Consider the following 14,411-nt stretch of genomic DNA (forward strand, 5'->3'; position numbering starts at 1 on the left):
GGTGCAGCGGGGCGAGGGGAGCGGCGCGGGCGCGGTCCGGCGGTTCCGCCGGCGCCGGCCCGCGACCGGTGCGGGTCAGCCCTGCAGCGACTCCACGAAGTCGGGGTTCTCGTCCAGCCAGGCCTGGACGCCCTCGGCGTAGCGGCCCTCGCCGTACTCGTTGACGACGGTGTCCTCCAGCGACCCGTACTGCTCGTCGGTCAGCGAGAAGTTCGACATCATCTCCGCCACCTCGGGCATCTCCTCGGAGAAGCCGGCGCGCGCGAGGCTGTTGAGGGTCTCCGGCTCGCCCATGGCGCCCTTCGGGTCCTCGAGGTCCTTCACGGGGAACGAGCTGTTCGCCCAGAACGGCCGCCACAGCGTGACGACGATGTCCTCCTGGGCCTCGGTGGCGGACTGCAGCTCGGCGAGCATCGCCGCCGTCGACGACGTCTGCAGCTGGTAGTCCTCCAGCCCGTACTCGGGGATGGCCACCTCCTGCACCTGCTCGGTCAGCCCGGCGCCGGGCTCGATGCCGACGATGCGGCCGCCGAAGCGGTCGACGTTGGCGGGCAGCTCCTCGATGGAGGTGATGTCGGTGTACTCCGGGACCGCCATGGTCAGGACGGCCCCCTCGTACCAGGCCCCGAGGTCCTCGATGTCCTCGCCGTACTCCTCCATGTAGCTGGCGTGCGTGACCTGCGGCCAGCCGGAGGGGTAGACGTCGACGTCGCCGCCGGCGAGGCCCGCGTACAGCGGGGCCGCGTCGGACAGCTCCGTCATCTCCACGGTGTACCCCTCGGACTCGAGGACGTTCTCCCACAGGTACGCGGTGCTCAGGCCGTCGGTCCAGCCGGGCAGGAAGCCGAGGGTGACGGTGCCACCGCCCGCGGCGTCGGTGCCGGTGGTGGCAGCGGTGTCGGCCTCATCGCCACCGCAGGCGGTGGCGGTCAGCCCCAGGGCGATGAGCCCTGCGGCGACGCGGGAGGAGCGCGTGAACTTCGTCATCGGTGGGTGGTTCCTCTTCTTCGACGGCCGCGTGCGCGGGTGCGCACGCGCGGTGGATCGGGTGGGGGCGCGGCGCGGGGCCGTCCCTCCCCGGGACGTCAGGCCGTGGTCGTGGTGACCGGTTCGACGGGCTCGAGGTCGCGCCGGGCGCGCGCCCGGCCGAGCAGGCCGCCGCCGCTGTTGAAGGAGGCGGTGAGCCTGTCCAGGTAGATGGCGAGGACGACCACGGACAGCCCGGCCTCGACGCCCTGGCCGATGTTCAGGCGGGAGATGGCGGCGGTGACCTCCGAGCCGAGGCCCTCGGCGCCGATGAGCCCGGCGATGACCGCCATGGACAGCGCCAGCATGATGACCTGGTTGATCCCGGCCATGATGGTGGGCAGCGCGAGCGGCAGCTGGATCCCGCGCAGGACCTGCCACGGGGAACTGCCGAACGCGTGACCCGCCTCGACGACCTCCTGGTCGACCTGCCGGATGCCCAGTTCCGTCAGCCGGACTCCCGGCGGGAGGGCGAAGATGACGGTGACGATGACACCGGGGACGAGCCCGATGCCGAACAGGACGACGGCGGGCACGAGGTAGACGAACGCCGGCATCGTCTGCATGAAGTCGAGCACGGGTTTCACCACCGCGCTCACCCGGGGGTTCCGGGCGGCGAGCACCCCGACGGGCACGGCGATCACCGTGGCGATGACGGCGGCGGTGAGGATGAGCGCAAGCGTCTGCATCGCCTGCGTCCACAGGCCCATGCTGATGACCAGCAGCAGCCCGGCGAACGACGCGACGGCGAAACCGACCGAGCGGACGAGGGCCCCGAGCAGCGCCAGCAGGGCGGCCAGCACGAGGGCCGGCAGGACGAGCAGGCCGGCGGTGATCCCCTCGACGGTCCACTCGGTGGCCGTCGACACGGCGTCGAAGACGGGCTCGAAGTTGTCGGTCACCCAGTCGAAGACGGTCTCGACGGCGTCGCCGACGGGGATGCGCGGGATCAGCGTTCCCTCGGCGTCAGCCACGGGAGCCCTCCTTCTCGGTGGAGCGGTCGTGGTCGCCGGCCGCGAGGCCGCGACCGGTGCCCGCCGCGCCGCTGAGCGCGGCGAGCAGGTCCGAGGCGGTGATGCGGCCGACGGGCGGGCCGGCGCCGTCGACGACGAGGAGCGGGTGGGTGCTCTGCGCTGCGAGCTGGAGCAGGTCGGCCACCGGTGTGGTGGCACCGACCCGCTGGGCCTCAGCGTGGACGTCGCCCACGAACGGGGTCATGACGTCCGCGGCGGTGAAGACCCGGCCGCGGTCGACGTCGGCGAGGAACTGCGCGACGTAGTCGTCGGCGGGCGAGTCGAGGATCTCCTGCGGTGCGCCGACCTGCACGACTCGCCCGTCGCGCATCACCATGACGCGGTCGCCGAGGCGCATGGCCTCGTTGAGGTCGTGGGTGATGAACACGATCGTCTTGCCGAGCTCGCGCTGCAGGCCGAGCAGTTCGTCCTGCATCTCCCGTCGGATCAGCGGGTCGAGCGCGCTGAAGGCCTCGTCCATGAGCATGAGGTCGGTACCGGCCGCCAGCGCGCGCGCCAGCCCCACGCGCTGCTGCATCCCGCCGGACAGTTGTGCCGGAGAGCTGTCGGCGCGCTGCCCCAGCCCGACGCGCTCGAGCGCCTCGCGGGCGGTGCGGTGCCTCTCCCGGCGGTCGACGCCCCGGACCTCCAGGGCGTAGGCCGCGTTGTCCAGGACGCTGCGGTGCGGCAGGAGGGCGAAGTGCTGGAAGACCATGCTCATGCGTTCCTGGCGCAGCTTGCGCAGGCCGCGGTCGTCCAGCCCGGTGAGTTCGTCACCACCGACGTGGACCGTCCCGGCGGTGGGTTCCAGCAGCCCGTTGAGCATCCGGATGAGGGTGGACTTGCCCGAACCGGACAGGCCCATCACGACGAAGATCTCGCCGGGTTCCACCTGCAGGTCGACGTCGATGACGGCGGGGGAAGCTCCCGTGCGGCGGACGTCCGCCAAGGACGCACCTTCGCGCAACCGGTCGACGGCCGCCGCCGGTCTGCGCCCGAACACCTTGAACAAGCCGCGTGCACGTACCGCCGGCACGATCACCTCTCTCGTCGACCTCGTCCCGCGCCGGGCGCACCACCGCGCCGGCCCCAGCCGACGGGCGCGTGCCCGGACGCAGCGGACCACCGCGGCGCGCCCCCTGGGGCGAACGCTCTGGCGCTCGAGCCCGCGGGGCACCGGCGGGGCGTCCCACCCCGGCCCACCACTCCTGCGACACCGTCGGGGTGTCGCGGTCCGGCTCCCGACGCTAATCGAGGGCTGATCCCCTCACCAACCTCGGGTGGTCTCGTATTGGTAACGATCGGTCGGTTCGCCGGGCGGAATCATCTTCGGTGTCCTAGAGAGGCGCTGTACCGCAACGCTTGTCGAACGACGCGTCCGGTCGGTGCGCGCCGGCCGATCCTCGCCTCCCCGGGTGGGGGAACTGCGCCGTCCGGACAAGATGGGCACTCCACGTTCAAGAATCATTGCTCATAGTGACCGGTTTGGTGAGGTCGACGGGCAGGAAACGGCGTGGCGCGAGACCCAGCACCAGGCCGCCGGCCACCACCACCACTCCCGCCCACACCACCACCCCGGGCACCGCCCCGACCAGCAGCACCCCGCTGCCCGCGGCCGCCACCGGGGCCACCCCGGTGAGCAGTCCGGACCGGCCCGCACCGAGGCGCCGCACGGCGGAGTACCAGAGCACGAACGCCACCGCGGTGACCCCGACGGCGAGGTGGGCCGTGGCGAGCAGGTCCGCAGCCGTGAGAGCGAGCACGGCAGCCGGGCCGTCGACCACCAGGGCGAGCGCGCCGAACGCGAGCGCCGCCAGCCACGTCGCGTGCACCGACACGCCCCACGCGCCGTGCCGTGCGAGCACCGGCACGGCCAGCAGCGTGAAACCCGCCTCGCACGCCAGCACCAGCAGCGCCCACGCCAGCCCGGTGGCGTCGCTTCGGCCGAAACCCTGCACGAGCACCGCCCCACCGGTGACGACCGCGGCCGCCGCCACGGTGCGGGGTCCCGGTCGCCGCCGTTCCAGCAGCGGCCCGATCAGCGCCAGCAGCAGCGGGACCCCGGCCACGGCGACGCCGATCACCACGGGCTCGGCGTGCGCGGCGCCGCGCACCAGCGCCACGTTGAACACCACCAGCCCGACCGCGCAGACCCCCGCCAGCCAGGCCCACTCCGCCCCGCGCGGGCGGTGCAGGCGCTGCCCGCTCGCGCGGGCGGCGGCGAGCAGCAGCAGGGACGCCACCGCGTACCGCAGGGCCTGGGCCGTCCACAGCGGTGCGTCGACCAGGACGCCCGACACGGCGGTGCTGCTGCCGACCAGGGCCATCGCGGCCGCACCGGCGAGCACCGCGGACCACCGCCGGGTGCTGCGGGGAGGGGCGGGGGACAGGCAGGCGGGGGAGGAGGTCACGAGTGGGATGCTGGCCGCGCGGTGGACCCCTCGACAGGTCCGATCGCGAGCGGGTCGAGTGGACCAGTGGTCGAGCGGAGCGGGACGGGAGCGCGGGTGGACGGGGCGGGCGCCGACTTCCTGTCCCTGGACGTCCGTTCCGTGCCGCGCGGGCGGATCACCGAGGAACTGGTGCGGCGGCTGCGGGAGGCGGTGGCCGAGGGGCGTCTCGCGCCGGGTGACGCGCTGCCGCCCACCCGGGTGCTCGCCGGCGACCTGGGCGTCTCGCGCGGGGTGGTCGTGGAGGTGTACCGGCGCCTGGCCGACGAGGGGCTCGTCGCCGCCCGCACCGGGTCGGCGACGCGGGTGCTGGCGGGAGCGAACCCCACCCCGCCGGGGGTTCCCGCCGAACCTGGGCCGCCACCGCCCACGACGGGCGTGGAGTTCGACCTCGCACCGGGCGTGCCCGACGTGGCGGCGTTCCCGCGCGCGGCGTGGCTGCGCGCCGAGCGGACCGTGCTGCGCGAGGCCACCGGCGCCGACCTCGGCTACGGCGACCCGCGCGGCCACCCCCGGTTGCGCGGTGAACTCGCCGGCTGGCTGGCCCGCACCCGCGGGATGCGCGTCGGTGCCGAGGACGTGCTCGTGGTCGCGGGCGTCGCGCAGTCCCTCGCGCTGCTCGCGCAGGTCCTGCGCGCCCGGGGCGTGACGCGGATCGGTGTGGAGGACCCCGGGGCGCGCGGCGCCCGCGAAGCCCTGGCGCACTGGGGGTTGCAGCTCGAACCCGTCCCGGTGGACGGGCACGGCGCGCGCGTCGACGCGCTCGCGCGCAGCGGGGTGGAGGCGGTGCTGCTCACGCCCGCGCACCAGTTCCCCACCGGGGTGGTGCTCGCGCCGCAGCGCCGCCGCGAACTGCTGGAGTGGGCGCGCGGCGGGAACCTCGTCGTCGAGGACGACTACGACGCCGAGCACCGCTACGACCGGGCACCCGTGCCGGCGCTGCACGCCTCCGCCCCCGAGCACGTCGCCTGCACCGGCAGCACCTCGAAGACCCTGGCTCCCGGGGCGCGCATCGGCTGGCTCGTCGCACCGCACCGGTTGCGGGGCGACCTGGTGGCGGCCAAGCACGCCGCCGACCTCGGCAACCCCGCCCTGCCGCAACTCGTGCTCGCCGAGCTCATCGCCGCCGGTGACCTGGAACGCCACGTGCGTCGGGTCCGGGCCCGCCAGCGCGCCCGCCGGGACGCGCTGCTGGCGGCGCTGCACCGCCACCTTCCCGCGGCACGGGTCGAGGGGGTCGCGGCCGGGTTGCACCTGCTCGTGACGCTGCCGCACCGGGAACCCGGCAGCGACGTGGAGCTCGCCGTGCGCGCCGCCGGGGTGGGGGTCCTCGTGCACCCGTTGTCGTGGCACCGGGTGCGGCCGGGGCCGCCCGGGTTGCTGCTGGGGTACGCGGCGACCACGCCCGACGCTCTGGTGGAGGCGGTGCGCCGGATCGCGCCGCTCGTCACCGCCGCCCGTCCGTGACGTAACACGAGCGTCACAGCGGTTAACCGGACCGAAAGATGGATGCAGCAGTGTATCCAGGCATGGACACAGCAGCGGCTCCCGTTCGAGGCCGCAAGGAGCCGGCCCGGGCGCGCGTCTACCGCGAACTGCGCGACGAGGTCATGACGGGCCTGTGGTCGCCGTTCGAGCCGCTGACCGAGGAGCGCATCGCCGAGCGCATGCAGGTGTCACGCACCCCCGTGCGCGACGCTCTCGCCCGCCTGCAGGCGGACGGGCTCCTCGTGAAGCGGGGGAGCACCCTCTTCGTCTACACCCCCAGCCACGCCGAGCTCACCGGGTTGTACGAGCTGCGGATCACGCTGGAGCGGCGCGGTGTCGAGCGCGCCATCGAGGACCCCACCATCAAGCACGACCGTGCCGTCCTGGAACCGGAACTGCACCGGTGGTACACGCTGCGGGAACAGCCTCCCGCACCGGACGCCGGGTTCGTCACCCACGACGAGAGGTTCCACGTCACGCTGCTGCGCTCCGCCGGCAACGAGCAGCTCGTGCAGGCGCTGAGCACCGTCAACGGGCGCATCCGCTCGGTGCGCATGCACGACTACCTGACCGAGGACCGCATGACCGCGACGATCGCCGAGCACGTCGAGATCGCCGAACTCCTCCTCTCCGGCCGGCTCCCCGCTGCGCTGGAACGGCTGCGCCGGCACGTCGGAGCGTCGCAGCAGGTCGTCATGGCCCGCGCCGCCCAGTCCCTCGCCATGACCCGCATGGCCCGCGACCACCAGGAGCACCACCCGTGACCACACCTGACCCTTCGCCGACCCGGGCGGTGCGCACCGCGTACCAGCGCATCGCCGTCGACGGCGACCCGAACGTCTGGATCACCCTCCTCGACGAGGAGGCCGCCCTCGAGCGGGCGCGCGAGGTGGAGGACGACCTCGCCCGCGGTGAGCAGCGACCGCTGGCCGGGTACGTCTTCGCCGTCAAGGACAACATCGACGTCGCCGGGCTGCCGACGACGGCGGCGCACCCGGGTTTCCGTCGCGTCGCCGAGCGCACCGCGACCGCCGTGCAGCGCCTGCTGGACGCCGGTGCCGTCCTCGTCGGCAAGACGAACCTGGACCAGTTCGCCACCGGCCTGGTCGGCACGCGCAGCCCCTACGGCGTCGTGCGCAGCGCCGTCGAACCCCAGCGGGTCTCCGGTGGCTCCAGCGCCGGGTCCGGCGCCGCCGTGGGCGCGGGGCTCGTGGACTTCGCCGTCGGCACCGACACCGCCGGGTCCGGGCGGGTGCCGGCCGCCTTCAACGGGATCGTCGGCGTGAAGCCCACCCTCGGACTGGTCCCCGCCGACGGGGTGCTGCCCGCGTGCCCGTCGTACGACACCGCCACCGTCTTCGCCCGCGACCTGGCCCTGGCGGCGACCGTGACGCGCACGATGGCCGGGCCCAGCGACCTCGACGCGCACAGCCGCCCGTGGCCGGCGAGCGCCCCGTTGGCCGCCCCGGAGCGCCCCGTGGTGGGGGTTCCGCGCGCGGAGGACCTCAGTGCGCTGTCGCCGGCGCTGCGCGAGGCGTTCGCGGCCGCGTGCCGGCGCGCCGAGTCCACCGGTGCGGTGCTGCGGGAGGTCGACCTGACGGTGTTCCTGCGGGCGGCGCGCCTGCTCTACGACGGGGGCCTCGTCGCCGAGCGCGCCTACTCCTTCGGGCGCTTCCTGGCCGAGAACCCCGACGGTGCCGATCCCAGCGTCGCCTCCATCGCCGAGCGCGCCGGTCGCGTCAGCGGGGTGGACGTCGTCGCCGCCCAGCAGGAGCTGCTGGAGCTGACCGCAGCGGGCCGCCGCCTGATGGACGGCGTCACCGCACTGCTGCTGCCCACCGCCCCCGAGCACCCGCTGATCGAGGACGTGCAGGCCGATCCCCTGGTTGTCAACGCGCGACTGGGCACCTACACGAACTTCGTCAACCTCATGGACATGGCCGCTGTCGCCGTCCCGGCCGCCCACGTCCCCGGGGAAGGGTTGTTCGGGGTCAGCGTCGTCACCCGTGCCTTCGAGGACCAGGTGGCCGTCGACCTGGCCGCGCGCCTGATGGACGTGCCCACCGCACAGGTCTTCGACGAAGCGGTACCGCTGGCCGTCTTCGGGGCGCACCTGCGCGGGCAGCCCCTCAACACCCAGCTCCAGGCACTGGGAGCCCGCTTCGACGGCTCGATCCGCACCACCGGCGACTACCGGATGCACGCCCTGCCCGGCACGCCCGCCAAACCCCTCGTCTCCCGGGTCGCCCCCGGTACCGGCGCGGAACTGCCCGGCGAGCTCTGGCTGCTGAGCACCCAGGCCCTGGGGGAACTGCTGACGACGCTGCCGCGCCCGTTGGCGCTCGGGCGCGTGGACCTGGCCGACGGCCGGCAGGTCCTCGGCTTCACCGGCCAGCCCACGGGCCGCGAGGAGGACATCACCGCCTCCGGCGGGTGGCTGGCGCACCTCACCGCCCGGCACCGCCCGGTCGACGCCCCCGGCGCCGACCCCGCTCTGCAGCCCGCCTGAACACCCCGACCACCTCCACCCCGCCCCTCCCCGATCGCCCCCGGAGGCCCCACCGTGCGCACCACTCTCCGCTCCGCCGCCGCCATCGCGGGCCTGACCGTCCTGGTGAGCGCCTGCGCGGCGCCCACCAGCACCACAGGCGCCGCCCAGGAGGAGGGCACCGTCACCGTCGGCACCCTGCGCGGGCAGCCCCACCTGTACACCCCGTACTTCTACGAGGAGTTCGCCCCCGAGGGCACCGACGTGGAGGTGGTGCTGTTCGACAGCTCCACCGACATCAAGAACGCCGTCGTCTCCGGCGCCGTCGACTTCGGGGTGGCCGGCGCCCCCTCCGCGCTGGCCGGGGTGGCCGCCGGTCAGCAGGTGCGGGTCATCGCCTCCTCCGCCGACGGGGGCACCGGCATCGTGGCCACCCCCGAGGTGCAGTCGCCGGAGGACCTTCGGGGCAAGCGGATCGGGTACCCCCGCGGCGCTTCGCAGGAGATCCTGCTCAAGCTGGCCCTGCGGGAGCAGGGGATCGACCCCGACGCGGACGTGGAACTGGTCAACCTGCCGTTCTCCGACATGGCCGACGCGATGGCCACCGGGCAGATCGACGCGTTCTCCAGCGCCGAGCTGGGGCCGTCGATCGCCAAGCAGGCCGGTGCGCACGACGTCCTGTCGCCGTACGAGTCGCCGGTGGCGAAGGTCAACATCGTCCTGATGACCGCGCAGGGCACCATCGAGGACGACCCCGCCACGGTGCAGGACGTCGTCGACGCCCACATCCAGGCCACCGAGCACATCGAGGCGGACCGCCAGGACTGGGTCGACGGGGTGGTGGACACCTTCGGCATCGACCGGGCCGTGGTGGAGACGTCCACGCAGAACATCTGGCCGCGCTGGGACCTGCCGCAGGAGTACCGCGACCAGGTCTCCGCCCTGGCCGACGAGATGGTCGCCTTCGACCAGCTGCCGTCCCAGCCGGATCGCGAGGCGATCTTCGACACCACCTTCGTGGACTCCAGCGAGTTCGCGGGCTGAACCGACCGCCGACCGAGCCCGGAGGAACCATGAGCACCAGCACGACCGCCGCCGTCAGCCCTCCTCCCACCGCGTCCACCGCACCCGCCGGCGGCGAGCGCCCCCGCAGCGGGCGCCGCCCGCCGTGGCGCACCTGGTTGCTCGCCGTGCCCGTGCCCGTCGTCCTGCTGCTGCTGTGGGACCGCGGCGTGGCCGGGGCGTGGACGCTGCCGCTGGGCATCCAGATGGGTTTCCTGCCCGAGCCGCTGCAGGTGGCGCGCCGTCTCGCCGACCTGGCCTTCGGCGGCCTGGTCGAGGACTCCTACAGCCGGACCCTGTGGATCCACCTGTACGCCAGCAGCCTGCGCGTGGTGCAGGGTTTTCTGCTGGCCGTCGTGCTCGCCGTGCCCCTGGGCATCGTGATGGGCCGCTCCAGCGTGCTGTTCCGGATGCTGGAACCGACGATCAACCTGGTGCGGCCCATCCCCGTGACCGCCTGGGCCCCGCTGTCCCTGCTCATCATCGGCTTCGGGGACCGGTCCACCATCTTCCTGGTGTTCCTGGCCGCCTTCTTCCCCGTCCTGCTGAACACCATCACCGGTGTCCGCCAGGTCCCGCAGCGCCTGCTGGAAGCGGCCGCGATGCTCGGCACGCCCGCGGTCCAGGCCCTGTACAAGGTCGTCCTGCCCGCCGCCGTGCCCAGCATCGTCAGCGGCCTGAGGATCGCGCTCGGGCTGGCGTGGGTCATCCTGGTCGTCGGCGAGACCGTCGGCATCAACGTCGGCCTCGGCGCGATGATCACCCAGGCGCGCGACCAGTCGCGCACCGACCTCATCATCTGCGGGATGGTCGTCATCGGCCTGGCCGGTTTCCTCGCCGACCGGCTGCTCGTGCTGCTGGTCCGGCTCGTCGCCGGACGACGCCCCCTCGTCAACCCCTGAGCCCGCCCGAACCCCGGAGACCACGATGGTGAAGATCGGCACACCCCGTCCGGCCCGTCCGGCGGACATCAGCGTCCGAGCGCTGGTCAAGCAGTACCCCGGCACGTCGAGCCCGGCCATGGCCGGCGTGGACCTCGACATCGCCGCCGGCGAGTTCGTCTGCGTCGTCGGTGCCAGCGGCTGCGGCAAGTCGACCCTGCTGCGCATCCTCGCGGGTTTCGAGGACGCCACCGCCGGGCAGGTCACCGTGTCGACCGAACCGGTGCGCGGGCCGGGCCCCGAGCGGGGCGTGGTCTTCCAGGACTACGGTCTCTTCCCCTGGCTGACCGTCGCGGAGAACGTCGCCTACGGGCCCCGCCAGGCCCGGCTCGCCAAGCGGGAGGTCACCGCCCGCACGGAGCGGGCGCTGGAGACGGTGGGGCTCAGCCGCCTCGCCTCGTCCTTCCCCCAGCAGCTCTCGGGCGGGATGCAGCAGCGCGTCGCCATCGCCCGGGTCCTGGCCAACCAGCCCGCCGTCCTGCTCATGGACGAGCCGTTCGGCGCGCTGGACGCGCTGACCCGCTCCTCGCTGCAGCGCGAGCTCAAGCGCATCCACCGCGAGACCGGAACCACCGTCGTGTTCGTGACGCACAGCGTCGAGGAGGCCGTCTACCTCGCCGACCGGGTCGTGGTCATGGCCGGCGGCACCTCCCACGGGAACTCCGGGTACGTGCGCGAAGTGGTCGAGATCGGCCTCCCCGAACCGCGGGACGTGACCGGTGAGGCCTTCAACGAGCTCAAGCGCCGCATCGACCGGCTGATCCACCTGCCCAACGCCACCGCTCCGGCACCCCGCAGCTCCGGTGGTGTGCCGGTGGCGTCCTGACCGGCCCTCAGCGCGCCCGGGCCCACTCCTGCAGCGCGTCGGGTTCCAGCGGACGGGAGAAGAAGTACCCCTGCACGAAGTCGCACCCCATCTCCACGAGGGCGTCGAGCTGCTCGCGCGTCTCCACGCCCTCGGCGACCGCGCGCACCCCCACCGCGTGGGCGAGCTGCACGCACGTGCGCACGATCGCGGTGTCGCCGTCGTTCACCCCCAGGCCCGTGACGAACGAGCGGTCGATCTTCAGCTCGTCGACGGGGAAGCGCTGCAGGTACGTCAGGCTCGCGTACCCGGTGCCGAAGTCGTCCACGGCGATGCCGACGCCGAGCGCCTTCAGCGCCGCCAGCGTCGCCGCCGCCGCGTCCGGGTCGGTCACCAGCGCCGTCTCGGTCACCTCCAGGACCAGCAGGTCCGCCGCCAGGCCGTGGCGGGTCAGCACCGCCGTCACCGCGTCCACCAGGCCCGGGTCGGTCAGCTGGCGGGTGGACAGGTTCACCGCCACCTCGACCGTCGCGTGCCGCGGGTCGCGGGCCCAGGCGGCGGCCTGGGCGACGGCCGCGTCGAGCACCCACGCGCCGAGCTCGCGCACCAGGCCCGACTGCTCGGCCAGGTCGATGAACGCCGCCGGCGGCAGCAGCCCGCGCTCGGGGTGCTGCCAGCGCACCAGCGCCTCGACGCCCGTCGCGGCGCCGTCGCGCAGGCCGACGCGCGGCTGGTAGTGCAGGCGCAGTTCACCGCCGGCGATGCCGCGGCGCAGTTCCCCCAGCAGGCGCAGGCGGTCGACGGCCTCGTCGGTGCGGTGCGGGTCGTGCACCTCGACGCGGTTGCGGCCGCGGGCCTTGGCGCGGTGCATCGCCACGCCGGCGTCGTGCAGCAGCCGGTCAGCGGAGTCGCTGCCCGGCGTCGCCACGGCGGTGCCGATGCTCGCGGAGGCGACGATCTCCAGGCCGTCGATGAGCACCGGGACCGTCAGGACCTGAAGGATCCGCTCGGCCAGGCCGCGGCACCGCTGGGCGTCCCCGCAGTCGTCGACGACCGCGAACTCGTCGGCGGACAACCGGGCGACGGTGGCGCCCTCGCGCACCGCCGCCCGCAACCGGCCGGCCACCGTCAGCAGGAGCTCGTCGCCGGCGGCGGTCCCCAGGCTCTCGTTGACGACGTTGAAGTGGTCCAGGTCCACGACCAGCACGGCCGGGCGCGCCCCGGGCTCGGCCAGCGCGGCCTCCAGGCGGACGGACAGCCCCGCCCGGTTCGACAACCCCGTCAGGGGGTCCTCCAGCGCGCGCCGGCGCGCGTCGGCCTCCGCGGCGGCGCGGCGGTTCTCGGACTCCTCGGCGCGGTGCAGCGCGGCGACGAGCGCCTTCTCGTGGGCGCGGCGCTCGGGAGCGCTGAACACGATGATCCGCACCTCGGCGTCCGCGCCGGCGCGCGCGGGCACACGGGTGGCGGTGATCAGCGCCGGTCGGCGCGTGCGGTCGGCGGCGGTGATCTCGACGACCACCTCGCTGACGCTGCCGGTCGTGCCGAGCCGAGGAGCGCAGTGCGCCGACCACAGGATCCGGTCACCCACCGGCAGCAGGCGCCCGAACGCCGAGCCCAGCAGGTCCTCACGCCGGTACCCGGACCAGGCCAGGAACGTGGTGTTGGCGCGGGTGATGCGCCCGTCGTCGCTCGTCGTGAGGTACCCGCAGGGGGCGTCGTCGAACAGTTCCGCGAAGTCGCCGGTGCCCTCCGGTGCCGCGGTGGCGGAGGGGGCGGCGGCCGTCACGTCCACGCGGGCAGGTGCGCGAGGATCGCCGCCGCCGTCTCGGCGGGCTCGCTGACGTGGGGGCAGTGCCCGGACGCCCGCAGCGTCACCAGCGTCGCGTGCGGGAGCCGGGCCACGACCTCCCGGACCGCCGAGTCGGGGGCGAGGGCGTCGTCGCGGCACTGCAGCACGACGGTCGGCACACCCACGCGGGTCAGCAGCTCGCGGGAGTCGGTGTGGAACGTGGCCCGCGCGAAGTCGCGAGCGGTGGAGGGGTCGAGCTGGCGGAACGAGCCGGTGAACTCCTCGCCGAGCTCCGGGCGGTCCGGGTTCCCCATGATCATGGGGGCGACGGCCGCGGTCCACGAGAGGTAGTTGTGGTCCAGCGACGCCAGCAGTTCCTCGACGTCCTCGGCCGAGAACCCCCCGTCGTAGCCGGTGGCGGGGTCGTCGACGTAGCGGGCCGACGGGGCGATCATCACGATCTGGCGGAGGCGCTCCGGGACGCGCAGCGCGGTGCGCGCGGCGATCATCGAGCTGACGCTGTGGGCGACCACCACGACGTCGCGCAGGTCCAGCTCCTCGCAGACCTCCGCGAGGTCCGCCGCGTACCCGTCGAGGCTGCGGTACTTCTCGCGCTCGTAGGCGGCCGGGTCGAAGCGCCCGGCGCCCGCCTGGTCCAGCAGCACGACGCGGTGCTCCGCGAGGAAGGGGGGCAGCAGCCGCTGCCACATGTCCTGGTTCGACCCGAAACCGTGCAGGAACAGCACCACCGGGCCGTCCGGGCGGCCGTGCACGGTCACGTCGTTGCGCGCGCTCGCGCTGCCCGGGCCTGCGGGAGCGGGGACGGTGCTCACACCGGTTCCTTCCACGGGGGACGTCTGGCGCGGGGGGTCGGACCAGTCCACGTGGTGTCGGCAGGCACCTACCGGGCCTTGAGCCCGGTTCCCGGTGCGTCCCGCGGAACCCCGCGCGCGGGAAGCAGCGGAGCGCCGGGAGCGTTGGAACGGGTGAGGCCCCGAACAGGTGGGCCCCACCCCCTCGAACCCCGCCAGGAGGCCACGGTGAAGGGTGATCTCGTGGAGATCGTCGTCGAGGCAGGTGGCGACACCCGCACGTACCAGGTCGAGGCGACCCGCGCGGGCCGCCGCGTGGATGTCGCGCACGGGCGCGGCCTCGTGGAGGTCACCGAGGTGACCCGCGGCGGGACCGCCGTGCGCACCGCCCGGTTCATGGCCGCGCGCGTCATCGCGCTCGTGGAGCACCCCGCACCGCGGCACACCGCCGAGGACGACGACGAGACGGTGACGCCGCTGCGGGTCACCGCCTGACCGCGACCCCCCGGGGCCCGCGCGGCCTCCACCGGCCGCGGG

Annotated in this window: 13 protein-coding genes; 7 read left to right on the top strand and 6 right to left on the bottom strand. The window is 74.1% G+C overall.

Annotation, left to right across the window (positions count from 1 at the left end):
• Positions 1 to 75: 75 nt before the first annotated feature.
• From MN205_RS01135 to MN205_RS01150, 4 genes are all read right to left on the bottom strand, one after another.
• A complete protein-coding gene (locus tag MN205_RS01135; RefSeq protein WP_242123491.1) occupies positions 76 to 987 on the bottom strand; it encodes a glycine betaine ABC transporter substrate-binding protein in 912 nt (303 codons plus the stop codon).
• A gap of 98 nt (positions 988 to 1,085) precedes the next feature.
• Positions 1,086 to 2,000: a proline/glycine betaine ABC transporter permease gene (locus tag MN205_RS01140; RefSeq protein WP_242123493.1), complete on the bottom strand. Its 915-nt coding sequence runs from the start codon at positions 1,998 to 2,000 to the stop codon at positions 1,086 to 1,088.
• Positions 1,993 to 3,078: a glycine betaine/L-proline ABC transporter ATP-binding protein gene (locus MN205_RS01145; RefSeq protein WP_374115802.1), complete on the bottom strand. Its 1,086-nt coding sequence runs from the start codon at positions 3,076 to 3,078 to the stop codon at positions 1,993 to 1,995. The genes MN205_RS01140 and MN205_RS01145 overlap by 8 nt, the downstream gene beginning before the upstream one ends.
• A 418-nt stretch (positions 3,079 to 3,496) precedes the next feature.
• A complete protein-coding gene (locus MN205_RS01150) occupies positions 3,497 to 4,450 on the bottom strand; it encodes an EamA family transporter (protein ID WP_242123498.1) in 954 nt (317 codons plus the stop codon).
• A gap of 66 nt (positions 4,451 to 4,516) precedes the next feature.
• Here MN205_RS01150 and MN205_RS01155 point away from each other — a divergent pair, with 66 nt between their 5' ends.
• The 6 genes from MN205_RS01155 (at position 4,517) to MN205_RS01180 (ending at position 11,294) form a co-directional block, all read left to right on the top strand.
• Positions 4,517 to 5,956, top strand: a complete 1,440-nt coding sequence (locus MN205_RS01155) for a PLP-dependent aminotransferase family protein (RefSeq protein WP_242123499.1) — start codon at positions 4,517 to 4,519, stop codon at positions 5,954 to 5,956.
• Positions 5,957 to 6,018: 62 nt separating this feature from the next.
• The gene (locus MN205_RS01160) at positions 6,019 to 6,741 is read left to right on the top strand and encodes a GntR family transcriptional regulator (RefSeq protein WP_242123501.1); all 723 of its coding nucleotides are present in this window, start codon (positions 6,019 to 6,021) and stop codon (positions 6,739 to 6,741) included.
• Positions 6,738 to 8,486 carry an allophanate hydrolase gene (atzF, locus tag MN205_RS01165; protein ID WP_308220216.1) on the top strand — a complete coding sequence of 583 codons (1,749 nt, stop codon included), beginning with the start codon at positions 6,738 to 6,740 and terminating at the stop codon, positions 8,484 to 8,486. Before MN205_RS01160 ends, atzF begins: the two co-directional genes overlap by 4 nt.
• Positions 8,487 to 8,540: 54 nt before the next feature.
• On the top strand, positions 8,541 to 9,509 hold the full coding sequence (locus MN205_RS01170; protein ID WP_242123503.1) for an ABC transporter substrate-binding protein: 969 nt from the start codon (positions 8,541 to 8,543) through the stop codon (positions 9,507 to 9,509).
• A 29-nt stretch (positions 9,510 to 9,538) separates the two neighbouring features.
• Complete coding sequence (locus MN205_RS01175; RefSeq protein WP_242123505.1) at positions 9,539 to 10,429, top strand: ABC transporter permease; 891 nt, start codon at positions 9,539 to 9,541, stop codon at positions 10,427 to 10,429.
• 25 nt (positions 10,430 to 10,454) lie between these two features.
• Positions 10,455 to 11,294, top strand: a complete 840-nt coding sequence (locus tag MN205_RS01180; RefSeq protein WP_242123507.1) for an ABC transporter ATP-binding protein — start codon at positions 10,455 to 10,457, stop codon at positions 11,292 to 11,294.
• Positions 11,295 to 11,301: 7 nt separating this feature from the next.
• On the opposite strand, the gene MN205_RS01185 is transcribed toward MN205_RS01180, so the two are convergent.
• Positions 11,302 to 13,065 carry an EAL domain-containing protein gene (locus MN205_RS01185; protein ID WP_242123509.1) on the bottom strand — a complete coding sequence of 588 codons (1,764 nt, stop codon included), beginning with the start codon at positions 13,063 to 13,065 and terminating at the stop codon, positions 11,302 to 11,304.
• On the bottom strand, positions 13,056 to 13,895 hold the full coding sequence (locus MN205_RS01190; RefSeq protein WP_242123511.1) for an alpha/beta fold hydrolase: 840 nt from the start codon (positions 13,893 to 13,895) through the stop codon (positions 13,056 to 13,058). Before MN205_RS01190 ends, MN205_RS01185 begins: the two co-directional genes overlap by 10 nt.
• Positions 13,896 to 14,102: 207 nt before the next feature.
• On the opposite strand from MN205_RS01190, the gene MN205_RS01195 reads away from it, so the two are divergent.
• On the top strand, positions 14,103 to 14,369 hold the full coding sequence (locus tag MN205_RS01195; protein WP_242123513.1) for a hypothetical protein: 267 nt from the start codon (positions 14,103 to 14,105) through the stop codon (positions 14,367 to 14,369).
• Positions 14,370 to 14,411: the final 42 nt, after the last annotated feature.

The sequence above is a fragment of the Kineococcus sp. TRM81007 genome (assembly GCF_022669155.1).
Taxonomy (GTDB): domain Bacteria; phylum Actinomycetota; class Actinomycetes; order Actinomycetales; family Kineococcaceae; genus Kineococcus.

Bases quoted from the DNA above. Each gene is read 5' to 3' on its own strand.
- MN205_RS01135 (WP_242123491.1), bottom strand. From the start codon at position 987: ATGACGAAGTTCACGCGCTCCTCCCGCGTCGCCGCAGGGCTCATCGCC.
- MN205_RS01160 (WP_242123501.1), top strand. From the start codon at position 6,019: ATGGACACAGCAGCGGCTCCCGTTCGAGGCCGCAAGGAGCCGGCCCGG.
- MN205_RS01175 (WP_242123505.1), top strand. From the start codon at position 9,539: ATGAGCACCAGCACGACCGCCGCCGTCAGCCCTCCTCCCACCGCGTCC.
- MN205_RS01180 (WP_242123507.1), top strand. From the start codon at position 10,455: ATGGTGAAGATCGGCACACCCCGTCCGGCCCGTCCGGCGGACATCAGC.